This is a genomic window from Desulfonatronum thiodismutans, assembly GCF_000717475.1.
Classification (GTDB): domain Bacteria; phylum Desulfobacterota; class Desulfovibrionia; order Desulfovibrionales; family Desulfonatronaceae; genus Desulfonatronum; species Desulfonatronum thiodismutans.
Window position 1 is genome coordinate 58,166 of the sequence record NZ_JPIK01000010.1, and the last position, 26,071, is coordinate 84,236.

21 protein-coding genes are annotated in these 26,071 nt (G+C 59.0%); 11 read left to right on the forward strand and 10 right to left on the reverse strand.

Annotated features, from left to right (window positions below; all coding sequences use genetic code 11):
- Nucleotides 1–6 precede the first annotated feature (6 nt).
- Complete coding sequence (locus GY33_RS0107380) at nt 7–1,341, reverse strand: FAD-binding oxidoreductase (RefSeq protein WP_031386724.1); 1,335 nt, start codon at nt 1,339–1,341, stop codon at nt 7–9.
- Nucleotides 1,338–2,783 carry a UbiA family prenyltransferase gene (locus tag GY33_RS0107385; protein ID WP_031386725.1) on the reverse strand — a complete coding sequence of 482 codons (1,446 nt, stop codon included), beginning with the start codon at nt 2,781–2,783 and terminating at the stop codon, nt 1,338–1,340. Before GY33_RS0107385 ends, GY33_RS0107380 begins: the two co-directional genes overlap by 4 nt.
- A 332-nt stretch (nt 2,784–3,115) precedes the next feature.
- Here GY33_RS0107385 and GY33_RS0107390 point away from each other — a divergent pair, with 332 nt between their 5' ends.
- From GY33_RS0107390 to GY33_RS0107405, 4 genes are all read left to right on the forward strand, one after another.
- Nucleotides 3,116–4,573 carry a hypothetical protein gene (locus GY33_RS0107390; RefSeq protein WP_031386726.1) on the forward strand — a complete coding sequence of 486 codons (1,458 nt, stop codon included), beginning with the start codon at nt 3,116–3,118 and terminating at the stop codon, nt 4,571–4,573.
- Entirely contained in the window at nt 4,528–6,924 is a 2,397-nt protein-coding gene (locus tag GY33_RS0107395) for a hypothetical protein (RefSeq protein ID WP_152555127.1), read from the forward strand. Before GY33_RS0107390 ends, GY33_RS0107395 begins: the two co-directional genes overlap by 46 nt.
- A 63-nt stretch (nt 6,925–6,987) precedes the next feature.
- Nucleotides 6,988–7,758, forward strand: a complete 771-nt coding sequence (locus tag GY33_RS0107400; protein WP_161788453.1) for a glycosyltransferase family 2 protein — start codon at nt 6,988–6,990, stop codon at nt 7,756–7,758.
- Nucleotides 7,755–10,094 carry a DUF2304 family protein gene (locus GY33_RS0107405; protein WP_031386729.1) on the forward strand — a complete coding sequence of 780 codons (2,340 nt, stop codon included), beginning with the start codon at nt 7,755–7,757 and terminating at the stop codon, nt 10,092–10,094. Before GY33_RS0107400 ends, GY33_RS0107405 begins: the two co-directional genes overlap by 4 nt.
- A 237-nt stretch (nt 10,095–10,331) precedes the next feature.
- Here GY33_RS0107405 and GY33_RS0107410 read toward each other — a convergent pair whose 3' ends face one another.
- The 3 genes from GY33_RS0107410 to GY33_RS0107425 form a co-directional block, all read right to left on the reverse strand.
- Nucleotides 10,332–11,477, reverse strand: coding sequence for a glycosyltransferase family 4 protein (locus tag GY33_RS0107410; protein ID WP_084184924.1), 1,146 nt, complete (start codon nt 11,475–11,477; stop codon nt 10,332–10,334).
- A gap of 12 nt (nt 11,478–11,489) precedes the next feature.
- Complete coding sequence (locus GY33_RS0107420; RefSeq protein ID WP_051822397.1) at nt 11,490–12,311, reverse strand: glycosyltransferase family 2 protein; 822 nt, start codon at nt 12,309–12,311, stop codon at nt 11,490–11,492.
- A gap of 100 nt (nt 12,312–12,411) precedes the next feature.
- Complete coding sequence (locus GY33_RS0107425) at nt 12,412–13,785, reverse strand: TolC family protein (RefSeq protein ID WP_035271543.1); 1,374 nt, start codon at nt 13,783–13,785, stop codon at nt 12,412–12,414.
- A gap of 155 nt (nt 13,786–13,940) precedes the next feature.
- On the opposite strand from GY33_RS0107425, the gene GY33_RS0107430 reads away from it, so the two are divergent.
- The 4 genes from GY33_RS0107430 (at nt 13,941) to hemC (ending at nt 17,110) form a co-directional block, all read left to right on the forward strand.
- Nucleotides 13,941–14,654, forward strand: a complete 714-nt coding sequence (locus GY33_RS0107430; RefSeq protein ID WP_051822399.1) for a hypothetical protein — start codon at nt 13,941–13,943, stop codon at nt 14,652–14,654.
- 435 nt (nt 14,655–15,089) lie between these two features.
- On the forward strand, nt 15,090–15,761 hold the full coding sequence (locus GY33_RS0107435; protein WP_051822400.1) for a D-sedoheptulose 7-phosphate isomerase: 672 nt from the start codon (nt 15,090–15,092) through the stop codon (nt 15,759–15,761).
- Between the two features lie 166 nt (nt 15,762–15,927).
- Nucleotides 15,928–16,167, forward strand: a complete 240-nt coding sequence (locus GY33_RS0107440) for an FmdB family zinc ribbon protein (RefSeq protein ID WP_031386735.1) — start codon at nt 15,928–15,930, stop codon at nt 16,165–16,167.
- 13 nt (nt 16,168–16,180) lie between these two features.
- Nucleotides 16,181–17,110 (forward strand): hydroxymethylbilane synthase, encoded by a 930-nt coding sequence (gene hemC / locus GY33_RS0107445; RefSeq protein ID WP_031386736.1) that lies wholly within the window; start codon nt 16,181–16,183, stop codon nt 17,108–17,110.
- A 56-nt stretch (nt 17,111–17,166) separates the two neighbouring features.
- On the opposite strand, the gene thiD is transcribed toward hemC, so the two are convergent.
- Entirely contained in the window at nt 17,167–18,024 is an 858-nt protein-coding gene (gene thiD, locus GY33_RS0107450; RefSeq protein WP_051822401.1) for a bifunctional hydroxymethylpyrimidine kinase/phosphomethylpyrimidine kinase, read from the reverse strand.
- A 38-nt stretch (nt 18,025–18,062) separates the two neighbouring features.
- Here thiD and GY33_RS0107455 point away from each other — a divergent pair, with 38 nt between their 5' ends.
- Nucleotides 18,063–19,061, forward strand: a complete 999-nt coding sequence (locus tag GY33_RS0107455; protein ID WP_031386738.1) for an SAM-dependent methyltransferase — start codon at nt 18,063–18,065, stop codon at nt 19,059–19,061.
- 34 nt (nt 19,062–19,095) lie between these two features.
- Here the strand turns inward: GY33_RS0107455 and recD2 are convergent, their stop codons facing one another.
- Nucleotides 19,096–21,318, reverse strand: a complete 2,223-nt coding sequence (gene recD2, locus GY33_RS0107460) for an SF1B family DNA helicase RecD2 (RefSeq protein WP_051822402.1) — start codon at nt 21,316–21,318, stop codon at nt 19,096–19,098.
- Between the two features lie 71 nt (nt 21,319–21,389).
- Here recD2 and GY33_RS0107465 point away from each other — a divergent pair, with 71 nt between their 5' ends.
- Together GY33_RS0107465 and GY33_RS0107470 are read left to right on the forward strand one after the other, a co-directional pair.
- Complete coding sequence (locus GY33_RS0107465; protein WP_031386740.1) at nt 21,390–21,647, forward strand: hypothetical protein; 258 nt, start codon at nt 21,390–21,392, stop codon at nt 21,645–21,647.
- Nucleotides 21,644–22,027, forward strand: coding sequence for a type II toxin-antitoxin system VapC family toxin (locus GY33_RS0107470; protein WP_031386741.1), 384 nt, complete (start codon nt 21,644–21,646; stop codon nt 22,025–22,027). Before GY33_RS0107465 ends, GY33_RS0107470 begins: the two co-directional genes overlap by 4 nt.
- A 21-nt stretch (nt 22,028–22,048) precedes the next feature.
- Here GY33_RS0107470 and GY33_RS0107475 read toward each other — a convergent pair whose 3' ends face one another.
- Genes GY33_RS0107475 through GY33_RS0107485 form a run of 3 tightly spaced genes read right to left on the reverse strand, consistent with a single transcriptional unit; the run spans nt 22,049 to nt 26,063 of the window.
- Nucleotides 22,049–23,422: a sigma-54-dependent transcriptional regulator gene (locus tag GY33_RS0107475; RefSeq protein ID WP_031386742.1), complete on the reverse strand. Its 1,374-nt coding sequence runs from the start codon at nt 23,420–23,422 to the stop codon at nt 22,049–22,051.
- Between the two features lies 1 nt (nt 23,423).
- Nucleotides 23,424–24,869 carry a sensor histidine kinase gene (locus GY33_RS0107480; protein WP_051822403.1) on the reverse strand — a complete coding sequence of 482 codons (1,446 nt, stop codon included), beginning with the start codon at nt 24,867–24,869 and terminating at the stop codon, nt 23,424–23,426.
- A gap of 6 nt (nt 24,870–24,875) precedes the next feature.
- Complete coding sequence (locus tag GY33_RS0107485) at nt 24,876–26,063, reverse strand: pyridoxal phosphate-dependent aminotransferase (protein ID WP_031386744.1); 1,188 nt, start codon at nt 26,061–26,063, stop codon at nt 24,876–24,878.
- Between the last annotated feature and the right edge of the window lie 8 nt (nt 26,064–26,071).

Sequence of the window (26,071 nt, forward strand, 5' to 3'; positions counted from 1 at the left end):
TATGCATTACCTTTGCTTTGAGCTACCTGTCACACGTTGCCAGAACCGGGAGCACAGGGCGGGGTCTCGTAGCGTCTCGAGCTGTTCCCAGGCCGGGTAAGAGTTTTTGAAGTCAGCACTGCTCATGGCTGCGTCCTTGGCCGGGTAGAGGCGTCCGCCGGCTTGTCGGACAATGGCGTCCAGCCTCGGGAACAATGTGTCGTTGCGGTTGCCCGAGCGGGGGAAGTCCAGTGCAAGGGTAATCCCGGGCATGGGGAAGGAAAGTAGCCCAGGGGAGGGCACATCACCGCAACGCTTCAGAACCGCCAAAAAGGAACCGCTACCTGAGGCAGAGATGGCTTGAAGTATTTCGAGCAGCGCGTCTCGGGCCGAGGCATCGGGGATCACGCATTGATACTGCTGAAAGCCTTTGGGCCCATAGAGCCTGTTCCAGTTCAGGAGGCGGTCCAGGGGGTAGAAAAACGGTGCGTAGGGCACGACAAAAGTACGTCGGCCTGGTTTGCAGGCCCGATAGTAGACGGTGTTGAACAGGCGCAGGGAAATCGTGTTCACCGCGGAAAACGGCATTGTGCAGGGAACGCCAAGCTTGCGACCGGCATCCACATCCAAAACACCGTCCTGGGCATGGTTGCCGACCATGTAGATGCCCCGTCCGGCGCTCTGCCCTTGGGCCAAGCAGTCAATCCAGGCCACTGTGTATTCGTGCCTGCTGTCCAACTCCTGAGAGATAGCCAAAAATTCATCCAAAGCGCCGAAGCGTGTGTGGGTGGTCACGATTTTGCTGGACAGGATGGGCATGAGTTTCAACTCGATCCACGTCATGACTCCTGTCAAACCGAGGCCGCCAATTGTGGCGGAAAAAAGATCTGTGTTCTGTTCACGGGAGCAGACCACGGGAGACGCATCCGAGCGTACCAACTCAAAACAGCGCACATGGCAACCAAATGTTCCCCGGACATGGTGGTTTTTGCCGTGCACATCGTTGGCCACGGCTCCACCCAAGGTTACATAGCGGGTTCCGGGCGTGACCGGCAGGAACCAGCCGCGAGGAATAGCCAAAGAAAGCAATTCCTCAAGGGTCACACCCGCCTCGGCTCTGATTACGCCTTGCTCCCAGTCCGCTGCAATGAAGCGATCCAAGGGGCGCATGTACGCGACGTGATCACTGACGGCCAGGCAGCTGTCACCGTAGCTCAAGCCATTACCAAAGGCCAAAGTTTGCCCGTGGGCACGGGAAATATTGGTCAGGACCCTTGAAAGCGTATTTCGCTGATGAACACGATGAGGAATTTGTGGAAAACAGGGGAAAAGCCCCCAGGACTTAAGAGTGGTGGTGCTCATATGGCAAACCAGAATGTTGCGGCGATAAGCAGCCCAACAGCCCAACTGAGTGGGTCTTTGATCGTAAAAACAACAGGATCGTCATGCATTCGGCCCCGGTGGGCCACGAACCATATCCGGCTTATCCAGTAGAGGAGCAGCGGGCAGGCGGGCCAGATCATCGCTGGTTGAGTGTATAGCGCCAGAGTGGCGTCGTCTTGAATATACAAGGCAAGAACAAGCACGGCCAGGTATCCGCTAGCGGCTCCTAGGGAGGAAACCATTTCCAAGTCGTCAGGATAGTACCCGCGTCCTCTTGTCTTGCAAGTCAGCCCCTGGTCTCTGGCCAAGCGCAGCTCGGCATGGCGTTTGACCAGGGCAAGGCTGAGGAAGAGGAACATGGAAAAGGCCAACATCCAAAAGGTCAACGGTACGTTAAACACAAAGGAACCGGCAAAGAGACGCAGGGTGTACAACATGGCCAGAACAATCACGTCCACGGCCATGATCCGTTTAAGGCCAAGAGAATATCCCAAGGTCAGAACATAATAGGCACCCATGACCAAGGTGAATTCCAACGGCAGAAGCCGGAAGGAAAGAAAAAAAGCCAGAAGAAGCAAAACGGGGAAAGCAAACAGGGCGGACTGCAAGGAAAGCGTCCCGGATGCCAACGGGCGAAGGCGTTTTGTGGGATGGCGACGATCGTCTTGCAGATCCAGAAGATCGTTGAGAAGGTAGACACTGGACGCACACAGCCCGAAACAGAGAAATGCCAGTAAACCGAAGGCAAGCAGGCTCGGGTGGTCGATCTGGTGACTGGCCAGCAATGGAATGAAAATCAGCAGGTTTTTCACCCATTGGTGGAAGCGCAAAGCCTTTGGCCAAGTTTTTAAAGTAAAAGGTTTTGTACGCATGACGCGTTCGACATTGCCCAGGGCCCTGACCCGGGACTCGACACCAAGGCCTGGATTCACAAGCAATGCCTGCCTGGCAACCGCCCAAACCGGGATGTCGTCATGGGAGTTGCCCATGTAGTCGAAGCCGTTTTCTCCAAATATCCGGACCAACACGTCACGCTTGGTCCGGGCGGACAGGTTCAAAGCACCATCCGAAGCGAGGACACGCTCAAACAGACCCAGATGCGCGGCCACGGCATCGGCGTATGTTTTGTGGCCGGCCGTGGCTAAAATGATGTTTCGGCCTCTGGCCTGTTCTGCCTTCAAGAATTCGACGACGTCGGGGGCAAAGGGGAGAGACGCGATATCCAGAGGGGTTTCAAAGGCCAACTGTGCCTTCAGGTTGGCCTTGCCCCGCATAAGCCAGGCAATTGGGGCTAAAGCCCGTAAAGGGTGGGCACGGACGAAGGCGAAACCTGACTCCAGCAGAAGGTCAGTGCGCAGTAACGTACCGTCAAGGTCAACGACCAGAGGAATGTCTGTCGGGCTTTGGTTGGTGAATTCCATTGGGGGGGCTTAACAGGGGAAGAGTTGACCAATGAGTCGCGATATAACTATAGATTTTTTCCCGTGAACACAACAAACAGAAGAGAGGTTGGGTTGCTTGAGAACATTGACTCACAAGGGGCCCGAGGAAGGGATCATCAATCAGGAGGGGCAGGAAGGGGCGGTGAGAAGAAGAGGAGCGCAAGGGACGCGGGGAATGATTTTTGTCCTGCCGGAAAAGAGCGGCATGGCAAAAGGGTTCCGGTCTTGCCGCCGGTTTTCCCCCTTGTGGTTGCCTTGTGTTTTAGGTGGCCTTGAAATGAATCTGGAACGAGTTTGAGGAAAAGATTAGCATGCCTGCATTGAAATGGCTGGCCCAACACGGATGGTTATTTTTACTCATCGCCTGCTTTGCGGCACTTTCCCTGTTCCGGGAGTCCATTATTCCCCGGCAAGCGGACGAACTGGCCGGTCGGTCCTGGCTTCTGACCGGAGACGAGCCCACATATTTGTTGATGGCCTCGGCCATTGCCGCCGGGGAAGGCATGAACGTTCGCCCGGCCCATGACCGGGAAGACTATCTGAAATTCCAGACGCGCCCGGTGCTTGCCAGTGATCAATATACCTGGCCCCATTACTACAAGTCGTGGCTGACGCCGGTCAATGACGCTTCCCTGCGCTGGGGGGACGCCCAGAAACCGCCTTTTACCGCCTTGCTGCCGACGTTTGTCGCCCCGCTTGTCCGGTGGACCGATTATCCTCGCTGGTGGTGGAGCGTACTCCAGGGACTTTGGCTGTGCACTCTCGGGTGGCTGGTCGTTTCTTTGAGGCCTGCTCGCGAGTCTCCAGCGCTTATGCCCCTGGCCGGATGGTGCCTGCTGGTCACGGCCCTGCCCATCGGGTACTATTCCACGCAACTGTTTCCGGAGATTCTCGCCGGCTCGCTTCTGCTTCTTTTCCTGATGTCCTTGGAACGCAACAAGGGGGTCGGTCTGGCCCTGTTCGCGGCAACGCTCTCCCTATGGGCCACGCCAAGGACCGCGCCCGCGGTGCTCATTGTAACCTTGGGCGCGTTTTTCCTGAGTAAGGGGCCTGGGCATTGGCGTTATCCCGCCATTGCCGTGATCGGATGGACGGCGTTTCTTGCTTTCAATCTGTGGAACTGGAGTTCATGGTTCCCGCCCATGGGATCCAGCTTTCTCAGCCATTTTCTCGGGCCGATTGACACGGAATGGTTCGGGAGGTTGATGACCGGGACGGCGCGTGTCCTGATGGGGGCGGATGTGGGGTTGTTCATCCTGGGGCCTGTCTTTCTGGTGGGCCTCGTGGCTCTTTTTCATAACGTTGCTTACGGGCGTCGTTTGGTCGATTTCCTGGCAGCAACCATGTTTTTTTCATTAATTGGCGGAATCGCCATGTATGCCGATTTTCGCGCCGGCACATGTCCCGCGGGAAGATATCAGGTGATCCCGGCTATGATTCTGGCCTGGGCAGCCGTGCGCATGTGGTTCATTGCCGACGTGTCGTGGCGTGGGCGATGGATGACCGCGATGATTCTGACGGGAATTTTGAGCGTGGGCGTCGCCCTTTTTGTGGCGTTACATCCCAATTGGTGGTACCGGGCGTACCACCCGTTGTTCGGGTACATCCCGATTCAGAAATTTTACGGGTATCTGCCCATCTTCACCCCGGACGCCCCGTGGCTCAAGATTTTTGCCTGGAGCGTTCTGCTTCTGATCCCCTGGGGCGTTTATGATGCCTCAAGGTGGCTGCTGGAAAAGATAAAATCAAAACGGGTTGTTGCATGCTGAGTCTCCCTATCATGACCACGGCCCTGAGCCTGGCCGTTTGGCTTATGCTGGTCCTTGTACTCGGGGTCCTCGCACGCTCTGTTTTTTTGGCTAGCCGCCAAAGAATCGGCTGGGGCCGGACAAGCCAATACCTGCTGGGTGCGAGTGTCGTCGTCCTGGCCGTTCTGCTCCTCCGCCCCCATGAGCACACCTGGCAAGGTCTGGATTCCTCGGCCTATAGGCTGATGGCCAAGGCTCTCTCCGAGGGCCGGCCCCTGCACAGCGTGGATCATGCTTTGATGGAGCTACCCGAGGAGCTTCGCCGCTGGACACTGCTTTCGCCTCAAATGCTCGAGCGCATCACCAGGGATCGTTCCTTTGAGATCCCTGACGTTGGAACAGGCAACACGATGCCCTTTTTTCAGCCGTTATTGCCCCTGGCCATGGCAGGCCTTGACGCATGTTTTCCCGGAAAGCAAGGGGATTATTTCCTTCCGATTCTTGGTCTCTTGTTCATGATTTCTTGCCTGGTGGCCGCGTCTGGGGGGGGCGGAGTGCCGGGTATTTTGACCGGATGGGCCTTCCTTATGGGCTCGCCGTTGTTGATTTGGATGTTCCGCGGCGGGTTTGCCGAAGCCGCTGGCGGAGCTTTACTGGCCTTGGCTTGGCTTTCCCAAATCATGCGTCCCGGAGTGGGTGGAACCCCCTGGGCTGCCTATTTTGCTTTGGGTATGTCGGTTTCCTTTCATCCTGTGTTTCTTGTGCTGGCAATGCCGTCCGCCGGGATATTCTTTCTCATGGATGACTCGGATTCCGGGCTGAAAAGGTTTGCGGGGCTTTTGGCGTTTATTGCCGGAATGTTTCCCTTTTACTTTCTTACGCAATTTGTTGCCCAGCCTTACGGCCCGCTTTTTCAATGGAGCTCACTGGTTTTTAATTTTCAAGCCAGTGCTTCCCATCGGGTTGCGATGGTTTTCGCCGCGTTTGGCGGGGTATTTTTTCTTGTGCTCGGGGGTATGCGACACACTTTTGCAGACTTGTTGAAGCGACCAGCCTTTGACTGGCTGGAAAGAGTTTTTCCTCTGCTACTGGTTATATTGTGGTGCGTGCCAACGCTCATTACCATTACTCTTTGGTCTGAGAAAGCCCATGTGCTTCAGGGGTTGCGCGAACTCTGGCAAGGGCTGCAATGGCCCTTTGGCCTGTTTTTAGGCCTGGGTGTCTTTCTCACTCTTATAATCCGCAAAGCCACGATTTCCCGTTGGGCCTTGAGCGTTGCCTTTGTATGTCTGCCGGTATTTTTGTACCTCAAAGGCGCCGAGCAGATGGGGTTTTGGAGCCAGCGCCGTCTATTGCCTCCTCTTTTGTTGATAATCGTCGCGGTGTTCCCGGTGGTTGCCACCTGGGTACATGACCTTCTAAGCCGGAAAGGCTGGGGTAAACTGCCGGCATTGATTTTTCTTGCGTTGCTGCTTGCCGCGGGGTTGGCAAATCCCGTGCGCTGGCCGGCCCCCTACTTCGTACGATTTGAACAGGGGGCCAACCAATGGGTGGCCCAGGCCAGGGAAAGAATTGGGTCTCACCTTTTGTTTGTGGATTATCACCCCTGGAGCGTCCCCCTGGCTGTTGATAACAAAACCAGAGCCATCGGCCTGAGCGAATTCGGGGAGAGAGGTTTCCCTGCCCTGGTTATGTGGCTGGGGGAGAGGTCGAAACTGGAAGAAGTCTGGTGGATGACGGCCTATGACAATCCCGGTCTGGAACACGGGATCATCCTCGAGAGCATGGGGCGGGACGCGCAGACGTTTTCACGATTGCGCAGCAAACATGCGTTACCGGCGGTGCGTACGGAATATACCGTGGATGTGGATTGGGTCAGGGTTCGCCCTTTGTCGGCAGAGGGTGCTCTCCCCGCCATGCGCAAGGTTTTTGACAGAGGGCCAACCGGGATGAGGGGGCCCTGGGGTAGGAAAGACATACGCCTGACTGACGATCAGGGTCGCTCTCTTCCTGCTGTCTGGAGCAGGGAAGGCAGTGGAATCATTGGACCTGTGCCGGAGCCTGGTCACAGTGTACGCTTCGTGATTCAGGCGGCATCTCACCAGGGAGAGCAAGCGCCAGAACAATGCATCCTCGTCACCCCTCCCTGGACGGATGAAGCGATAGGTTGTCTTTCTGTAGGTCATGGATTTACCGAAGCGGAGGTACTGTTAACGAGACCTGCTGATGCAACAGAGAGCATGGAGAGGACCGGAGTATACCGCCTCAACTCCAAAAAACCATATGATCCTGCTATTCTTGGTGTTTACGGTTTTCACTCGGATTTGGGGGTGCTTATGCACTTCATTGGCATTGAGATAGTGGCTGACTGACGATGACTGCACTCGAGCTGTTTTGCCTTGTCACTTATATGGACATCAGGTAGCAACCATTTCGTGAGCACGACATCTATAAAGAACCACAACCCTAGTTCGGCAGATACTGCCCTGATCATTCCGGCCTACAACGAAGAGGAGGCCTTGGGCTTTCTTCTCGAAGAGGTCTGCCTCCATGTGCCGTACCTGGACGTGATCGTGGTCAGCGACGGCTCCATGGACAACACGGCCGGGGTGGCTCGACGCCATGGGGCCATTGTCCTTGACCTGCCTTGCAACCTGGGTGTGGGCGGGGCCGTGCAGGCCGGATTCCGGTATGCCTTTGAGAATGGGTATGCATACGTGGTGCGCATCGATGGGGACGGCCAGCACCCACCGGCTGAAATCCCCAGGTTGATCGCCGCCATGGAGCAAAGAGGAGCGGATTTGGTCATTGGTTCGCGTTTCCTCGGAGACCAGTTCTACACCAGCACTTGGTTCCGCTGTCTGGGCATCCGCATGCTGGCCCTGTTTCTCTCTCTGATCTGCCGCAACAAGGTCACGGACCCCACGTCCGGCTTCTGGATGGTCAATCGCAAACTGCTCTATTATTTCGCCCATCACTATCCAACAGAGTACCCTGAGCCCGAGGCCATCGCCCTGCTCAGTCGCCATGGTTTCAGCTTCCAGGAGGCGGGGGTGCTGTTTCGGCCCCGCCTGACCGGTTCTTCCTCCATCCGGACCTGGGGAACCATCTACTACATGATCAAGGTCGGCCTGGCCCTGGTTATCGACCGCATCAAACCCATCGAGTCCAGGTTCGTTAAAAGCAGGGTTCCGGACATCCCATGAGTCTCTCACATTTGGTGGATCAGGTCCTTTTTTTCATCTCCCAGTGGGCCGGTACAACCACGCCCAGGGTGGCGGCCGCGTTCATCGGCCTGTTGGGCTTGATGCTGCTGGTGACGGCGCTCTGGGATCGGAGAATTCGACCTGTTCTGGGTGTTTTCGCGCTCCTGGCCTGCATCGTGCTGATCGGCATGGCCCTGGACACCAGGGTGTTGCACGCCCTGGCAGCCACGGACTTTCTTGTCCGCGTCCGCATCCTGATGGGGCTGGTCAGCCTGGCGGTCCTGGTGGTCACGGTGGAATCCATCCGGCGCTCCCATCTTCAGGAGCGCTACGCCCTGCTCTGGGTGGCCACGGGGCTGCTGATCCTGGTCACGGCGTTTTTCCCCCAGATTCTTGATCTGCTGGGCTTCCTCTTCGGTACGCGGTACGCCACGTCGGTGGTGGGCATCCTGTTCGTCTTCCTGCTGCTTATCGCCTTTCACTTTTCCATCGCCCTCTCGACATACCAGCGGAAACAGACCCGAATCGCGCAGCGCTGCGCAATGCTCGAGGCTCGTGTGGCCGCGCTGGCCGGACAGGTGGCGCGGCTTGAGACAGGCGAGGCAAAACCACAGGCCCTGAAACAGCCGATCTTTGGGCCTGAACCGAAAAGCTGTGGGCCCCGGGAGACCGAGCCGGTACCGAGGCCTACCCGCCATTTCCGGGGAACCCAGGTGGCCGCGCCATTGATTATTTCATGCTCTGTTCTGGCTGTCCTTCTGGTGGGTTTGTTCACCTCCCAGGTTATGATAGGTGATGAAGTCACCCATTTTTTCATGCTGGTTACCCAGAGCAAGCTCCTTCCTGAGCCAAACTTTCATGCCTATATTTCAACAGGTTGGGGGGAGTATTCCCGCGTGTATCCGCACGCCTTTTGGTGGCATTATTTTGGAGCCGTTATTTATAAACTTTTCGGCGGCTCATTTGCCGCTGTGCAATGGTATCAGGCGGCATTCTGGGCGCAATTTCTGACGGCCGGTTACTTGCTGGCCAGGTCACGTGGCGGGGTGAAATCCCGTTCAGCAATTCTCTATCTACTTGTCCTTGCTTCCCTGCCTATGGGGCTGATTTTTTCCGTAGCCTTCTACCAGGACGTGCCCATGGCGGCCCAGGTGCTCACGGCATTCTTCCTGCTTTCGCGGGGCAGGTGGGTGTGGGCGTCGGCTTTCATGGCTCTGGCCGTTGGGCTCAAGGTGACCGCAGTGCTGTTCATCCCACCGTTTTTATTCCTGCTGTGGTATTGGCAGAAAGATAGCGGTTCGATCTTAAAAACGTTCGGGAAAATACTTTTATGTTCTTTGATGATCAGCTTGGCAGTATGGAATACATCTTGGGCTCTTGGGAAATACGCCAAGGCCGACTACTATCCAGTGACCCAGGTGCAACGCCTGGTAAAAAATGTTGGTAATTGGCTGAAGCCTCAAGAAATCAAGCAAACGCCTGCTCAGTCCATTGAATCACATCGGAAAGATGGCTCTTCACGACAAACCGTTCAAGATCCAGGTTTCACCAAAAAGAACAAGGAGGTTATTGCAAATCATCCTGGTGATTTACGCATTCCAAAGAACTTTGTGGTTTATGGAGGCGGGTTGATTTGGTTGACATTGGCCTTGGGTGCCGTTGGCTATGCCAGGCAACGCAAGGACTTTTCATCAGGTGGAAAGAATTCTCAATCCCCTTGGTGGCTGCTCGGGGTTGGGGTCTGGTATCTGGCACTCACTGCAGTGCTTCTGCGTACAGCCCCGGATGCCCGGTTTTTTTTACCAGGCATTCCTTTTGTATTATTGCCCTTTTGCGAGGGAGGGGTTCGTCTTCCCAGACCCAGGCTTCTCCTTTCCTTTCTTGCAGCCCTGGCCGTATTGCAGGGTGGGCTTGTGCTTTCCAAAACCTATGATTTGCGACGGCTTGCCCCTGAAATACAACAGGCTATTCAATACCTAGAGACACATCCTCCGGAACCTCGCCGAATTTTCATGTATCCGGAGGGCAACTATCGACTCTTTCCCGTTCAGCATGAATGGTATATGAATTATTGGCTGAGGGATTTCTGGCGGGGCGACAACGACGCCAGAATTGCCATGTTGCATCACTTTGGGGTCGGTGCGGTGGTGATCAAGAAGCACCTCATAGCGGACGTGGATGCAGCCATCACCGATCTTGGAGTTTATCCCACAGGATTTGTCCGTGATTTGAGAAAGGATGCTCGATTTGTGAAGGTTTTTGAAAATGATGGCGTTGTTGTCTTCAGTGTGCCTAAGCCGGAGACGGAATCGTCCGTGTCTCAATATCCTCCTTGAAAGTAGTTGTTATCTGGTATCTATTCAACACAGCCTGGGGGAGATCCTCATCCCGTGGCTGGGTTTTCACCTTCACGGGAATGACGCGTTTTTCAGCGGCGTCCCTGAGTCAGTCATGCCCGCGAAGGCGGGCGTGTTTCAGCTATCCCGGCCGCATCTACTCTGATGAGCTGAGTATTTACCACCAAACAAACCTCTCAATTAATCCCTCACGTTTTCTCCCGGCCTGCTCGCTTTTTATGCCAAGGCCATTGATTGCGAGGCTGTGGCAAGCGCTCGCTCGTATACCGAAACAGTCTGCCTTGCGCATTGCGACCACGTGAATTTCTCTACTCTTGCGTACCCTAATCTGGCATATCTGGACCAACTCTGCTGGTCTGCAAGCAACTGCAGACAAGCCTGGGCAAAGGCTTTGGGTTGTGATGGGTCGGCAAAAAGCGCTGCTGAGCCAAGGATTTCACGAAAAATCGGGATATCCGAGCAAACGACAGGGGTTCCGCTGCACATGGCCTCTAGGGGAGGAAAACCGAAGCTTTCGTATTTTGATGGGAACACCAAGACTTGTGCTCGTTGGAAATATTCGGGCAAGGTTGCATGGGGGACGGGCGGCTCGATGCTCACGAAGGAGGAAATCCCCAGCTTCTCGGCCAGTTCGGCAAAGTTTTTTTTCCTCTCGTCTTCGATGCCCAAAAGGCGCAAGTGCGGTGTAGTTGTGCCCAAGGATTGGAACAGATCGGCCATCATATGTAGAAGCAGGGGAACATTTTTATGGTAATACGGGCGCCCCACCCAAAGCAATTCGCCCTGTGGTCTCGGAATACCGATTCGTTCAGGTTCGATTAAATAACCTGGAGGATATCCATGATGGATTGCCGAGCAGCGTTCATGGGCAAGTCCCAGGAGCCGAGTCAGGATGTCTTTGTCGGTCTGTGACACAGTAATGACATGAGCATTCCTGAGCTTGAGCAATCGTTTTTGCAGAATAAATCTGTAAAGCCGTTCCGCCAGGCTAACAGATCGAGGCATGACGAAGTTGGTGGTGTCATGAAGGGTAACAACAAACGGCTTGCCGTACGCCCAGGAATAGCCTGAATAGGGAAAGTGAACCAAGTCCAGATTGATTTTTTTGAGGAGGCGAGGAAAGGCGTACTGCTCCCAAAGCAAGCGATGGTTGCGCTTGATGGGTTCGACGGGACAGCGGACGAGCTGGAAATTATCTTGCTTCAGGACCGGATCACATGGATGGCCAGCGAAGACGAACACATCGTGAGCGCTTAAGGCATTATGGAAATCCGGACATCCCAGAAGCTGGCGGATATAGGTTTCAGCTCCACCGGTCCGGTTTGGAGCAAGTGCTATAGCGTTGATGCCGATTCGTGCCATGATGTTGCGCGCCTAAGATCTCTTTGCTGGATGTTCTGAGGAGTCTTTGCTTCTTCCCATTGCCATCAGACCGTAGATGCCCACTATGCCCCATCTGACGCCTTGGTGGATTAAGGTTTGGGGAGCCAGAGGGCCAGCGTCCTGGGCCGCGGCCTGGAGTTCTTCCCGGAACTGGGTTTGGAAGTGAGACCCGCTGATGGAGCTTTGATGCCAGCGAAAGTCGGCCAAGGGTGCGCCGGGCACCCGGACCGCGCCGCCGTGCCGCCAGAGGCGCAGAGTCAGGTCGTAGTCAAAGGCGGCTTTCAGATCCTCCCTCAAGGGACCGGCTTGCTCCAGGGCTGAGCGGCGGAAAAACATTGCGGGCTGGGAGATGTAGTTGATGCACTGAATGGTGAAGCGACTGGAGAGAGGAAAGAACAATTCCTTGAACCGGGTGATGGGGCGGCGGATTTCCTGGTCTCGTTCGCCGATGATCCGGCAGGAGCCAAAGCACAAGGCCGCTTTTGGGTTTGTGTCCATGACCTCCAGGACGCGGGCGAGCGCGTTGGGGTGGTAGACGTCGTCGGCGTTGAGCCAGGCAATGATTTCGCCTCGGGCCATGCGCAGTCCCTTGTTGATGGCCGCGGCCGGACCGGTGTCGGGCTCGGAAATCACGACGTCGATTTGATCCTTGTAGCGATCGATGATCTCAAGGGATCGGTCCGTGCTGGCCCCGTCCAGAACGATGTATTCCAGGTTAATGCCCTGGAATCGTTGGTTCAAGACGCTCCGAACGGTCTGCTCCAGGAAGCGTTCCCCGTTTTTGTTCGGGGTGATGATGGTGATGGGGGGCATGGGCTAGGGGCTAGGGGCTAGGGGCTAGGGGCTAGGGGCGATAGGTAGATGGTGTTGGGTGATAGTTTTTCTAACCCCTCGCCCATAGCCTATCGCCTTCTTACGGTACCACCAACCCCGGATTGCGTTTCCCCGTGGCGGCGAAGAGGCGGGCCAGGGTGAGTTGGTAGTCGGCCATGGCGTCGGTCAGGTCGGCTTCGCCGCGGGTCAGGCGGGCCTGGGCATCCAGGACGTCCGTGTTGGTGCCCACCTGGGCCTGGAACCGGGCCTGGGCGATGCGGAAGCCTTCCCGGGCTTCTTCGAGGGCTTTCTGGGCCACGGCAATGCGGGCCGCGGCCTCTTCCAATTTGAGGTGCAGGGATTTGACGGCGAAGGAGACTTCCAGGCGCAGGTTGGCCGTTTCCTCGCGCAACCGGAGGACGTTTTGGCGGGCCTGCTCCGTGGCGTAGCGGGTTCGGCCCCACTCGAAGGCATTCCAGCGCATATTGACGCCCGCGGTCCACCAGGGATCGGGCCGTGCGTCGGTTCCGGAAACCGTGGGGTCGGTTCCCCGGCTGTAAAAGTCCAGGTCCGCCGAGACCTGAGGATAGAAATCGCTGGCCGTGATTTCGACGTCCTTGCTTGCGATTTCCTCGGCCTTGAGAGCCAGGATGATGTCCGGACGAAGCCGGAGCGCCGTCTCCAGGGATTCCTCGAGTCGAGGGGCGTAGGGCAGGTAGGTCAGTTCGCCGACGTAGTCCGTCTCGGAGGACAGGTTCAGATTGAGCAGGGTGTTCAGGCGGGCGATCTGGGTGGCCACTGTGTTTTGGGCGATGAGCAAAACCTGTTCGGCCTGAGCCAGGTCCACCTCGGCCTGGAGCACGTCGAGCTTGGGCCGCAAGCCGACGTCGAAAAAGGCCCGGGCGTTTTGCAACTGCGATTGCAGGCGGATGACCGAATCCTGAGCGCTGCGGACATTCTCCCGCGCCTTGAGCAGTTCCAGGAACTGCTCTTGAATGAACAGGATCAGGTTCAGCTCGATGTTTTCCAGTTCCGCCCGGACCTGGTCCGTGACCAACCGGGACCGTTGGTGCGTGTTCAGAAGGCGCCAGCCGGTGAACAGGGGTTGACTGAGGTTGACGTTCAGGGTCCAGGCCTCCCGGTCTCCTCCAGCCATTGGTTTGTCGTCGTAGGCAAAGCCGTAGTTGGCCGAAAGGGCGGGGTAAAAAGCGGACTTGGCCGACATTTCGCCGAACTCCGCTCCACGCAGGGCGGCGCGAATCGCGGCCATCCGCGGATTGGCCCGCAAGCCTTGCAGGACGGCCTGTTCCAGGGTGAACGCGGCGGGATCAAGGAAGTCCGAAGAAACGGCGTCCGGAGCGCTGGTTGGTTCCCTGGCCGGTTCCATGGCTTGGCCCGTGGTCGGGAAAGCGACGAAAAACACGGCGGACAAAAAAAACAAGAAAAAAGACGGAAAAAGCGATTGAATTTTCATGGACATGCTGTTTTGATTTTTTACCGGCTTGGGGTTACACATTCGCGTCCTTCGCGACTCCCATCCGACTATCCTAGTCCAGAGGCATCGGTCAATAATCGCCATCGACCAGCGACAGCGTCGTCAACCCGCAACCATACGAGCAACCAAGCGTCATGTTCCGAGCCTGGATACGGTCAAAACGGTCCGAATTCGTCCGAGACATTCTGCGTGACTTTTGTCTGAGTCAGCAGGTTCTGGAGAACCAATTCAGGATGTTTGACGCCGAGGAGCGTCTGGACTTCGAGGTTCTGCGGGAAGTGCTGGGCGTGGAGATGAACAAGGGGCTGCTCTGGCGACTGAAAGACACCGCGCATCATCTGTTCCGCACGGATCGGGACGCGGATGTCCACGGTCAGTTGCTGGGGTGGTGTCTGGGGTATATTTTTCATGAAACCATGAAGCTGAAGGAAGACGCCTACCAACGAGAGATCTACGGAGGACGGTTTCTGGAATTTCGCCAGATCGGGCTGCGTCCGGAAGAGCGAGGCATTGTCGGGGAGCTTTCCAAGGTGGTCGATCAAACCCGGGAAAGCATGCGCCGCGAAGTGGCCAGGATTCGGTTCATCATCGCGTCCAGCCGACAACTGTTCCTTCGCTACTTGCCGGAGCACCGGGACAACGCCTTGCTGGCCCGCTTGCTCTACGACCAAAACAGTTTGGTACGTATGGCTTTTGCCCAGGATTACCAAGCCCTGATCTCCGCCCTGTATGGCGATCGCCCTGGAAAAATGTACCACCTCGCCGCGCAAAGTCTGCTGCTGGGGGGCTGGGAGCGGGAAGCGGCCCGGGCCGAAGAAGAGGGGAAGATGGTGATGGGTGAGGTGTGAAAGCGGAAAGGTGAAGGCGGAAGGTTAGGGGAAGAGGAGCGTTTCGATTTTTTGGGAAGAATTCTCATCCTGTTAGTCCGCCCCTTCAGGCTCTGATGAATATTTTTGAATCCCAGGGCGTTGCCCTGGGGTGAAGATGGGACTTCTTCTCCCTGAAAGGGAGAGATCGTAGGGGTGGGGCATATAATTGGCTTGAGTCCTGAAAGGACGACATTTCATGCCGAAAAAGTCGAAAAAAATGTCGTCCTTTCAGGACTCATACCATGTAATATACTTCGACCGGTGGTTGAAACCACCGGCTCTACGATTGAATCCCTTCAGGATTGCAGAAACCCATCCTCGGAGCCCCCAACGGGGCGGGATACAATACCAGGGCAACGCCCTGGGACCTAATGTGAATAATTTTGGGGAGAGTTCGAGTAGGGGGAGCGATATATGCGTGAAGAGATTTTAGATGCCGGGCAGGGAAGCTCCTTGCGGCGGATCGGGGTGTGCTTAGCGGAGTACGTCGCCGAGGGCGGTGCGTTGCGAGAAGCCTTTTTCTCCGCGCATGGGGAAGAGGTGGCACGGTTGGCGCATGTCCTGGCCGGGGCCTTGACCCATGGTGGCAAGATTCTGCTTTGCGGCAACGGCGGCAGCGCCGCGGACGCTCAGCACCTGGCCGCGGAATTCGTGAACCGCTTTCTGATCGACCGTCGTCCGCTGCCGGCCCTGGCCCTGACCACGGACACGTCCATCCTGACCGCGGTGGGCAATGATTTCGGGTTTGACCTGGTCTTCGCCAAGCAGGTTCAGGCCCTGGGCCGGGAAGGCGACGTGCTGCTGGGGCTGTCCACCTCCGGCAACAGCCCGAACGTGGTCGCGGCCCTGGAAGCCGGTCGGGCCCTGGGGATGATCACCATTGGACTGACCGGCGAAGGCGGGGGCAAGATGCAAGCATTGTGCGATCACCTGCTGGCCGTGCCCTCGCGCCAAACCCCGCTTATTCAGGAGATTCATATCACGGTGGGGCATTTGCTGTGTTTGTTGGTGGATGAAATATTGTTTGGGGGGAACTACTCAGCAAAGCCAGAAGAAAGACCTGGATACCGGCTTCCGCCGGTATGACTTATGTGAAGAAGGCTTACTTCGATTCGTCATTCCGGCGAAAGCCGGAATCCAGTGCTGGTGAATGACCAAGTACCGAATGGGCTGAATAGTTACGTTTGGAGATCAATAAGCCGAACGAGACGAGGATGCCGAGGGAGAACACGGCGTCCATCAAGGAGAAAATATGCCGATTTATGAATATCTGTGCGATGATTGCGAGAAGGAGTTCGAGGAACTGGTCTTCGGGGATCCCAAGGTGATCTGCCCGTATTGCGGATCAGCCAGGACCGGCAAGTTGATGTCCCGGTGTCGGCATAAATCCGGCGGCGGGGGCGATACCGTCGGTACGGCGGCTCCGGTGAGTTCCGGAACCGGCTCATCCTGTTCCGGCTGCTCGGCGTCCAGTTGCGCCGGGTGCCATTGAGATGGAGATGACCATGTTGGAACGCATCACCATCGCGACCCGGGGCAGCAAGCTGGCTTTATGGCAAGCGGAGCACGTCAAAAGCAGGCTGCTGGAGCGCTATCCCGGGCTGGAAGTGGAACTGTTGCTGGTCAAGACCATGGGCGACAAGATTCAGGACGTGCCCTTGGCCAAGGTCGGCGGCAAGGGGCTGTTCGTGAAGGAAATCGAGGAGGCCCTGCTTGACGGACGGGCCGACCTGGCCGTGCACAGCATGAAGGACGTACCGGCCGAACTGCCGGAAGGCCTGGTCCTGGGGGTCATCCCGGAACGGGAAAACATGACCGACGCCTTGTTGTCAGTGAATTACGACGGGTTGGACGGGCTGCCCGAGGGCGCTCGGGTGGGCACCAGCAGCCTGCGCCGACGCTGTCAGCTCCTGGCTCTGCGTCCGGACCTGAGTATCCTTAACCTGCGCGGGAACCTGGATACCCGGGTCAACAAGCTGCTGGCCGGAGACTACGACGCGATCATCGTGGCCCAGGCCGGGATGAACCGCCTCGGGCTCAGCGTCCCCAAGTCCACGCCGTTGGGACCGCCGCTGTTCCTGCCCGCCGTGGGCCAGGGGGCGTTGGGGCTGGAATACGCCCAGGACCGCGAGGACCTGGTGGAACTGCTCGGCTTTCTGAATCATCCGGACACGCATTGCTGCGTCCGCGCGGAACGGGCCTTTCTGGCCACCCTGGAGGGCGGATGCCAAGTGCCCATTGCCGGTTACGCCCATGTCAGCGCTCCGAACAGGATCACCCTGCGCGGGCTCGTGGCCGACGTGGACGGCAGGACCCTGATCGTCGAGGAGGCCACGGACAAGCCCCGGGACGCCGAAGAATTGGGCCGCCGGGTGGCTCAGGCGATTCTGGATCGCGGGGGGCGGGAGATATTGGCCGAGGTGTATGGGGCGTGAAGGGCAGAATTCAGGATTCAGAATTCAGGAGGCTTAAGGCACTCTCGTTTCCGAATTCATTGGTTGCTGTTTTCATTGCTGAACGAGTTGATGGCTTGGTCGGTTTCCCCCTTGGGTGTCAGCAGAATCGGATGCAGGTGGTTGACCGGTCCGATGCCGCGGCCCAGGGGGTATGCGGTGCGGATGGCTTCGTGGATGTAGTCCACGGCTTGGCTCACCGTGGTTTCCAGGTCCAGGCCGCGGCCCAGGCCCGCGGCGATGGCCGCGGACAGGGTGCAGCCCGTGCCGTGGGTGTTCTGGTTGGACAGCCGGGAGTGTCGGAAGGCACGCGGTTGTTGGCCGGGCATGGCCAACCAGTCCGTGAGAATGTCGCCGGAGAAATGGCCGCCCTTGAGCAGCACGGCCTTGGGGCCCAGGGCCAGCAGCCGCTCCAGGGCCTCGGGGACGTCGGCCTCGTCGGCAATGGTCATCCGGGTCAGCAGTTCCGCTTCCGGGCGATTGGGGGTGATCAGGTCGGCCAGGGGCAGGAAGACCGTCTTCAGGGTTTCCACGGCCTCGGGCAGGAGCAGATTGTGCCCGCTTTTGCTCACGCAGACCGGGTCCACCACCAGAGGAAAGTTCTTGTTCTTCAGTTCACGGGCCAGGGCGCGGATCAGGTCCGCGGAAAAGAGCATCCCGGTCTTGGCCGCGGCAACGGGCAGGTCGTCCAGGACCGAGCGCAGCTGTTGGACCACGAAGGTTTCCGGCAAGGCGAGGATGTCCTGAACGCCCTGGGTGTTCTGGGCCGTGAGCGCGGTGAGCACCGAGGCCCCGTAGCCGCCCAGCACGGTGAAGGTTTTCAGGTCGGCCTGGATGCCGGCGCCGCCGCTGGAATCGGAACCGGCGATGGTCAGGAGGCAGGGCGGGGTGGGCATGGAATGAACTCCTTGCGTGGACGTGGTTGGGGCGACTGATGGGATTCGCGGTGCCGCGAGACGGCGTCGGGTATCTCGCGCCCGAGGGGTTTCTGCCGGAGCTGCTGCGGGAACTGGGGCCGGTTGAGCGTGTTTTGGGACGCTTGGCGCTCTGCTCCGCGCCGCCCGCTCAGCATATGGATGATCATCCGGCAACTGCTTTTCCGGCAACCGTATTTCCGGCCTGGGCGCAAAACATCTGGCACGATCTCCGGGTGATCCCCTTCACGTCCATAGCCCAGGCCGCCACGGCGCTCAAGGGGTTGGGCCCGCGCTGGGCCTTGTACGACGAACACCTGCCGCGCCGGGGGCGGGCTCGCTTGATCCAGCAACGGTTGCGCGGCCCCTCTTCCCGGCCCCTGGTCTTCGGCGACCCGTTGCCGAAACTCCCTCTTGGTTCCTGGACCCTGCTCGACGACTCCACCCTGCTGGCCTCACCCCGTTGCTCCAGCCCGTTCGTCCACGGGGAGGCGCTGTTCGCGGAGGACAAGACCGGCCCGCCCAGCCGGGCCTATCTGAAGCTGTGGGAAGTGTTCACCTTGCTGGACCAGCGTCCCGATCCGGGCCAACTCTGTCTGGATCTGGGCTCCAGCCCCGGCGGATGGACCTGGGTGCTGCACAAGCTCGGAGCGCTGGTGATCAGCGTGGACAAGGCCCCATTGGACCCACGGCTGGCCGGGCTGCCGGGGATCATCTTTCGGCCTGAAAGCGCCTTTGCCCAGGCCCCACAAGCTTTTGGCCCGGTGGACTGGCTGTTCTCGGACGTGGTCTGCTATCCCGAGCGCCTGCTGGCCCTGGTCCGCCGCTGGCTGGAGGCCGGGACGGTCCGAAACATGGTCTGCACCATCAAGTTCCAAGGGGAGACGGACTTCCAGGTCGTGGACCAGTTCCGCTCCATCCCCCACTCCCGCCTCCTGCACCTCGCGCACAACAAGCACGAATTGACGTGGATTTGGAGGAAGAATTCAGGAGACAGAATTCAGGATCTGTTCTCCTGACTCCTGACTCCTGACTCCTGACTTCTGGATACTATCATTCCCTGTTCATCACTTCCATGATCCGGTGCGCCAGGTTCGTGTAGCGTGTCCGGGCCGTGGCGTTCTTCAGGCCGATGGCCAGGGCTTTTTTGCCGCCCAGGATCACGGCCAGGCGACGGGCCCGGGTCAGGCCGGTGTAGATCAGGTTGCGCTGTAGGAGCAGGAAGTGCTGGGTAAGCAGGGGCATGACCACGGCCGGGTACTCGCTGCCCTGGGATTTGTGCACGCTTACGGCGTAGGCCAGGTTGAGCTCGTCCATTTCGGTCAGCTCATAGGTCACGTTCCGGCCGTCGAACTCCACCACGGCCTGGCCTTCTTCCAGGTCCACCGAAGCGATCCAGCCCAGGTCGCCGTTGAACACGTCCTTGTCGTAGTTGTTGCGTGTCTGGAGCACCCGATCCCCCACGCGCAGCTTGCGAAAGCCCACGGCGAACTCCCGGCCGCCAGGGTTGAGGCGTTGCTGGAGCAGGGCGTTCAGCTGCTGGGTGCCCACTTCGCCCTTGTGCATGGGCGTGAGCACCTGGATGTCCTGGCGCGGGTCCAGTCCGTAGCCCGCCGGGATGCGCTCGCAGACCATTCGCAGGATCATCTCCTGGACCCGGGTCGAGTCGTCCTGTTCAATCCAGAAAAAATCAGCCTCCGGCGCGGCCTTGGGCGAATGCAGGGGAAATTGGCCCTGGTTGATGCGGTGGGCGTTGACCACGATCATGCTTTCCTGGGCCTGGCGGTAGATGTGGGTCAGCTCGGTACTGGGCAGGGCGCCGCTTTGGAGCAGGTCGCCCAGGACGTTGCCCGGCCCCACTGACGGGAGCTGGTTCACGTCCCCCACCAGAACCAGGCGCGCGGTCATGGGCAGGGCCCGGAGCACGGCCAGGAAGAGGTGGCAGTCCAGCATGGACGCCTCGTCCACCACCAGCATGCCGGTCTTGAGCATTTTGGTGTCGTTGATGGCGAAGCCGCCGTCCGGCGCGTACTGCAGGAGGCGGTGCAGGGTGGAGGCCGGGGCGCGGGTGGCCTCGGAAAGGCGCTTGGCGGCCCGGCCCGTGGGCGCGGCCAGTTTGACCGTAATGCCCAGCTCGGCAATGGCCTCGACCACGAACCGGGTGATGGTGGTCTTGCCCGTGCCCGGGCCGCCGGTGAGGATGAAGACCTTGTTCAGGCAGGCGTCCTCCACGGCTTGGCGCTGTTGCGGCGAAAGGGTGATCCTGTGCCGGGTTTCCAACTGCTTGAGCACGACGCGTAGTTTTTTGGGGTCCAGACCCGTGGGGTGCTCGATCAGGGCCTGGAGGCGTTGGGCGGTTTCCTTTTCCCAGCGGTGAAAATGGCCCAGGTAGACCACCGTACCCAGTCCCTGGGCCGGGAGTTCCTCCAGAATGACCCGTTTGCGCTCCTTGAGAATCTCCAGGGCCCCGTGGAGGTTTTCCACCGGTGTACCGCCGAGCAGGGCCGAGGTTTTTTCCAGCAGCTCGTCCAGGGGCGCGAAAAGGTGCCCGGATTCGCTGAACTGGAACAGTACGAAGACCAGAGCCGCTTCCAGCCGCTCCCGGCAGTCCGGAGCGAATCCCAGTTTCAGGGCGATGGCGTCCGCGGTCTTGAAGCCGATGCCGTGGACTTCGTAGGCCAGGTCGTACGGGTTCTCGCGCACCTTGTGCAGGGCCTGGGGACCGTAGTGGCGATGGATGCGGGCGGCCAGGGCCGGGGAGACGTCGTGTTCCTGGAGGAAGAGGATCAGGGCCCGGACATGGTGCTGCTCTTCCCAGGACTGGACGATTTTTTTCAGCTTGGACGGACCGATGCCCTCCACCCGCAGAAGTAGGTCCGGATCCGTGTCGATGACGTCCAGGGTCTTGTCCTTGAACTGCTTGACCAGTCGCTCGGCCAGGGTCGGCCCCACGCCCTTGAGCTGCCCGGAGGCCAGGTAGCGACGGATGGCGTTGACCCCGGCCGGCAGCAGTGGTTCAAGGGTCTCGATCAGGAACTGCCGTCCGTATTTGGGGTGCTCCTTCCATTGTCCGGTCAGGTTGAGCATCTCCCCGGGCTTGACCTGGACCACATTGCCCACAGCGGTGACGATCCCCGGCTCGTCCCGGACCTTGATCCGAAGCACGGCGTAGCCGTTCTCCGGGTTGAAGAACGTCACGCCGTTGACTTCGGCGTTCAGAGTGACGGAAGAGGGTGGGACCGCGGATCGCGGACTATGGGTCGCGGAATCAGTCATGATCGGCTGCTTTGGACGCTGGGTTGACTTCGGATAGGTTCCCCATACACTCGGAGTAAGGGGGGGTGCTTATGCTGGAAGTTCATATCGAGGATCGGGATACACAGATTTTTCAATTGATGCAGGCCGCGTTGGCGGGGGAACATGTTCTGCTTTTCAGCTCCGGCAAACCCCTTGTCCGGCTGACCCCGCTTTCGGAATCCGCTCAGCGCACCACGGGCTACCATTCTCTGGACATTTCAGTCGATGAACTTGACGCGGCTTTCTCTCCGGAGGTGGATGCAGAGGTCGCGGCTCTGTTCAGTCTTCACGCTGGAAACGCTTCATGACGGCGAAGCTTTTGCTGGATACGCACATCGTCCTCTGGTGGCTTGCCGGACATCCTCGGTTGAGCGCTTCCGGGTGCGAGCAGATCAGGGAAGCGACATGCCTGGTCAGTGTTGCCTCCATTTGGGAGGTCGCGATTAAATTCAAGCTGGGTAAGCTCCATGTAGCGCCTCGTCTGTTGCTGGCATCTGTTCAAGAGGCTCGGATGATCGTATTACCCGTCTTGGCCGACCATGCAGCTTCAACCGTCGATTTGCCTCTTCTTCACAATGATCCGTTTGACCGCCTCTTGATCGCTCAAGCCCGTTACGAGGAGATCACCCTTTTGACGGCGGACGAGCATGTCGGCGCGTATGGCGATCCCGTCTTCATGCTCAGCTGACCATTCGTCCCTTCGATTCGTTCAATTCCCCGTCAACTTGTACTTTTTCAGCTTGTACTGCAGCAGGCTCTTGGAGATGCCGAGCATGTCCGCGGTTTTGACCTGCACGAAGTTGGTGTGGACCAGGGCGCGGCGGATCAGGGCGGCTTCGATTTTTTCCAGGGTGTCGGCCAGGTTCAGGCGGGCCGGGAGCAGGTCCACGGCGCTTTTGAACTGGGCCTCCTCGTCCTTGATTTCGGGGGGCAGGTCGTCCACCCGGATCATCTCGTCCCCGGCCATGACCACGCAGCGTTCCACCACGTTCTCTAGTTGCCGGACGTTGCCCGGCCATTCGTAGGCCGTGAGATAGTCGATGGCGTCCGCGGTGAATCCTTTGACGTGACCGGCGTTCTCCTCGGAGAATTTTTTCATGAAATGGGCCGCCAGCAGCGGGATGTCCTCCCGGCGTTCCCTTAGGGGCGGCAGGGGGACCTGGACCACGTTCAGACGGTAGAAGAGGTCCTCGCGAAACTGGCCGGACTGGATCGCGGCTTGTAAGTCTTTATTGGTGGCCGTGACGATCCGGATGTCCACGCTGATGAGTTCGGCTCCGCCCACCCGTTCGAAGCTGCGCTCCTGGAGCACGCGCAGGAGCTTGACTTGCAAATCCTGAGACAATTCGCCGATTTCGTCCAGAAACAGCGTGCCCCCATGGGCCAGTTCGAAGCGGCCGCGCTTGCGGGCCACGGCTCCGGTGAAGGAACCCTTCTCATGGCCGAACAGCTCGCTTTCCAGGACCCCGGGGTTCAGGGCCATGCAGTTCACGGAAATGAACGGCCCTTTTTTGCGGGGGGAGGCGAAGTGGATGGCCTTGGCGATGAGTTCCTTGCCGGTCCCGGATTCACCGGTGATCAGGACCGTGCTCTTGCTGGGCGCGGCCCGGTCGACCATGTCCAGAACCCGACGCATGGCCTTGCTCCGGCCGATGATCTGGTGCACGCCGTAGCGTTGCTCCAGGTTTTCGGAAAGCAGGCTGTAGCGGCGCTGGGCCAGGGCCAGTTGCGCGGCCTTGCGCACGGAGAGGGTTATTTCGTCGTTGGCAAAGGGCTTGGTGATGTAGTCGAAGGCTCCGTGGCGCATGGCCACTACCGCGGTGTCGATGGAGCCGTAGGCGGTCATGATCAGCACCGGGATGTGCGGGTAGTTTTTCTGAACGTGGGCCAGCACGTCCTGGCCGGACATCTTGGGCATCTTCATGTCCGTGATGATCACGTCCACTTCGGATTCCTCCAAAAAGGCCAGGGCCAGCTCCGGATCCTGGAGCGCGGTGACGGTGTAGCCCTCGTCGCCGAGCAGGGTTTCCAGCAGCAGCAGATAGTTTTGTTCGTCGTCGAGCACGAGGACGTGGTTGGACATGTCAGCTCTCCCCTTCTGGAAAAATCATCCTGACTTCCGCGCCGCCCTGGGGGTGGTTGGCCAGTTCGAGCAGGGCGCCGTGGCTGCGCAAAATGCTGTTAACGATGGACAGGCCGAGGCCCGTGCCTTTCTCCTTGGTCGTGAAGAAGGGATCCAGGATTTTGTCCGTGAGCTGCCCCGGGATGCCGGGGCCGGTGTCTCGGATAGTCAGCGTGACGCCCGTGGAGTCTTTTTGCGTGGAAATATGGATGGTTCCTGGTCCGTTCATGGCTTGCAGCGCATTGGCCAGGATGTTGTAGACGGCTCTGTAGAGCAGGTCCTTGTCGCCCATGACCGTCAGGTCGGCGGTGTCGGCACGGTGGACCTTCACGCCTTTTTCGGCCATCTCGTGTTCCCAGAAAGCCAAAACCTGGTCCAAGACTTGGGAAAGGTCGACGCTGGCCTTGTTCGGGGCCTTGGGCCGGGCATAGTCCAGGAAATCGTTTACCGTTTGGGAGAGCCGCAGCGACTCGTCGAAAATCGCCTTGAGCAGGCGGGTCTGCTGAAGGTCCGCGCCGTCGCCCTTGTTCTGGGACCGTTTCATGAGCAGTTCCGCCGTGCTGCGGATAATACCCAGGGGGTTGCGGATCTCGTGGGCGATGCTGGCCACGGTCCGGCCCATGCTGGCCAGCTTTTCATTCTGGTGCAGTTCCCGCTCCAATCGCTCCTTTTCATCGGCCCGTTTGGCAATGGTTCCGGCGGCCCGGCGGATGATCAGGTAAAGCACGGAAAAAAGCACCAGAGACGAGGCGAAGGAGGCGGCCAGGATCATGAGCTGAAACAGCAGCACGGCTTCGTAGTCGTCGGTGATGTCCTGGGTGAACTCCAGCGCGCCCATGATCGGTCCCGGTCCGGTCACCGGGTCGAATCCGCGCTCGGCCCGCAAAGGGTAGATGGTCCGCAGAACGAAGCTTTCCGGGGCCAGTTCCAGAGAGAAGATGGCCCACCAGGAAGAGACGCGGCTGACCAGCTCGAAACTGGAAACGCCCGGATCCAGGGCTTGCCGCACGGCCTTGCCCGCGGCCTCGGTTTTGCCCACCAATTCCTGGTTGGTGGAGTAGGCGACCTCGTGTTCAAAGTCGTAGATGCGGACTTCCAGGACGTGGAAACTGTGGATCGTGGACAGCACGATCTGGTCCAGCCGCTCGTACTGGGCCGGATTGCGCAGCTCGATCCGACCGAAACCGATCACCGTGGGCAGGGTGAAGCGCTGAAAAATCTGATGGTTCAGGTTTTCAGCCAAGAGAATGGCGAACTCCTGGTTCTTTTCCAGCATGGTCTGGCGGGCGGAGTTGGCGATGAACACGGACAACAGCAGGTTCACCGCCAGAATCAGGACCAGCGAACTCCATGACAGGAATTTGACGGGCTGAAACGGCCTGGGGCCGAAGGTGATCTTGGTTTTCAAGGGGGATTACGCGTCCAGCAGAGCGTTCTGGACCAAGTCCAGGGCCGTGATCAGGGTTTCATCATCCAGGGCGTAGGAAAAGCGCACGCAGCGGTCGTCACCAAAGGCGACGCCGGGAACCAGGGCCACGCCGGCCCGCTCCAGGATGTACGTACACAGAGCCGCGGAATCGTTTCGGTCCTTGGTGAACAGGGCGTCCAGCCGAGGGAACAGGTAAAAGGCCCCGTCCGGCTTGGGGCAGACCACACCGGGCCAGGAGGTTATCTTTTTCAGGGCCAGATCCCGGCGCCGCTGGAACGCGACGCGCATCTCCCGGAGGCTGTCCATGGGGCCGGTCAGGGCGGCCAGGGCGGCCTTCTGGGTGATGGAGCAGACGTTGGACGTGCTCTGGCCCTGGATGCGGACCATGGCCTTGATCAGGTCCGGATGGGCCAGGACGTACCCGATCCGCCAGCCGGTCATGGCCATGGACTTGGACAGGCCGTTGACCACGGCGATCTTGTCCGGAAATTTGACCCACCAGGAGACCGCGCTGCTGGGACGGGCCGGGGGGTAGACCAGTTGGTCGTAGATTTCATCGGAGATCACGAAAATGTCCCGCTCCAGGGCCCAGCCGATCAGGGCGTCCAGTTCATCCTGGGAATAGTGACACCCGGTGGGGTTGGAGGGGGAATTGAGCAGGAGCACCCTGGCGCCTTGGGCTCCTGGGGGTGCGTGGCGCTCCAGATCCTCCGGAGTGATCAGAAAGCGTCGCTCCGGGGTGGAGGGGATGACGGTCGGCTTTCCTTCGGCCAGCAGCACCATGGGTGGGTAACTGACCCAGTAGGGCGCGGGAATCAGCACCGGGTCGCCGGGCTCCAACAGGGCCTGGAACAGGTTGTACAGGGCATGCTTGCCGCCGTTGCAGATCATGGTTGCCTCGGCGGGCACCTCGCCCTGGCCGGCGATTCCGGCGAAGTAGTCGGCCACGGTCTTGCGCAGGGCCGGAATGCCGGGTACCGGGGTATAGCGGGTGAACCCCTGGTCCAGGGCATCCTTGGCTGCTTGGCGAACATGCTCGGGGGTGGGAAAGTCCGGTTCGCCGACGGCCAAGCTGATGATTTTTTTTCCTTGGGCCGTCAGTTCCTGAGCCTTGGCGTTCACGGCCAGGGTGGCCGACGGGGGAATGGAGCGAATTTTTTGGGCGATATGCATGGGTTCTC

Coding starts and splice junctions, on each gene's coding strand:
- GY33_RS0107380 (WP_031386724.1), bottom strand. CDS start 1,341: ATGAGCACCACCACTCTTAAGTCCTGGGGGCTTTTCCCCTGTTTTCCA.
- GY33_RS0107385 (WP_031386725.1), bottom strand. CDS start 2,783: ATGGAATTCACCAACCAAAGCCCGACAGACATTCCTCTGGTCGTTGAC.
- GY33_RS0107390 (WP_031386726.1), top strand. CDS start 3,116: ATGCCTGCATTGAAATGGCTGGCCCAACACGGATGGTTATTTTTACTC.
- GY33_RS0107405 (WP_031386729.1), top strand. CDS start 7,755: ATGAGTCTCTCACATTTGGTGGATCAGGTCCTTTTTTTCATCTCCCAG.
- GY33_RS0107410 (WP_084184924.1), bottom strand. CDS start 11,477: ATGGCACGAATCGGCATCAACGCTATAGCACTTGCTCCAAACCGGACC.
- GY33_RS0107420 (WP_051822397.1), bottom strand. CDS start 12,311: ATGCCCCCCATCACCATCATCACCCCGAACAAAAACGGGGAACGCTTC.
- GY33_RS0107425 (WP_035271543.1), bottom strand. CDS start 13,785: ATGAAAATTCAATCGCTTTTTCCGTCTTTTTTCTTGTTTTTTTTGTCC.
- GY33_RS0107430 (WP_051822399.1), top strand. CDS start 13,941: ATGTTCCGAGCCTGGATACGGTCAAAACGGTCCGAATTCGTCCGAGAC.
- GY33_RS0107435 (WP_051822400.1), top strand. CDS start 15,090: ATGCGTGAAGAGATTTTAGATGCCGGGCAGGGAAGCTCCTTGCGGCGG.
- GY33_RS0107440 (WP_031386735.1), top strand. CDS start 15,928: ATGCCGATTTATGAATATCTGTGCGATGATTGCGAGAAGGAGTTCGAG.
- hemC (WP_031386736.1), top strand. CDS start 16,181: ATGTTGGAACGCATCACCATCGCGACCCGGGGCAGCAAGCTGGCTTTA.
- thiD (WP_051822401.1), bottom strand. CDS start 18,024: ATGCCCACCCCGCCCTGCCTCCTGACCATCGCCGGTTCCGATTCCAGC.
- GY33_RS0107455 (WP_031386738.1), top strand. CDS start 18,063: ATGGGATTCGCGGTGCCGCGAGACGGCGTCGGGTATCTCGCGCCCGAG.
- recD2 (WP_051822402.1), bottom strand. CDS start 21,318: ATGACTGATTCCGCGACCCATAGTCCGCGATCCGCGGTCCCACCCTCT.
- GY33_RS0107465 (WP_031386740.1), top strand. CDS start 21,390: ATGCTGGAAGTTCATATCGAGGATCGGGATACACAGATTTTTCAATTG.
- GY33_RS0107470 (WP_031386741.1), top strand. CDS start 21,644: ATGACGGCGAAGCTTTTGCTGGATACGCACATCGTCCTCTGGTGGCTT.
- GY33_RS0107475 (WP_031386742.1), bottom strand. CDS start 23,422: ATGTCCAACCACGTCCTCGTGCTCGACGACGAACAAAACTATCTGCTG.
- GY33_RS0107485 (WP_031386744.1), bottom strand. CDS start 26,063: ATGCATATCGCCCAAAAAATTCGCTCCATTCCCCCGTCGGCCACCCTG.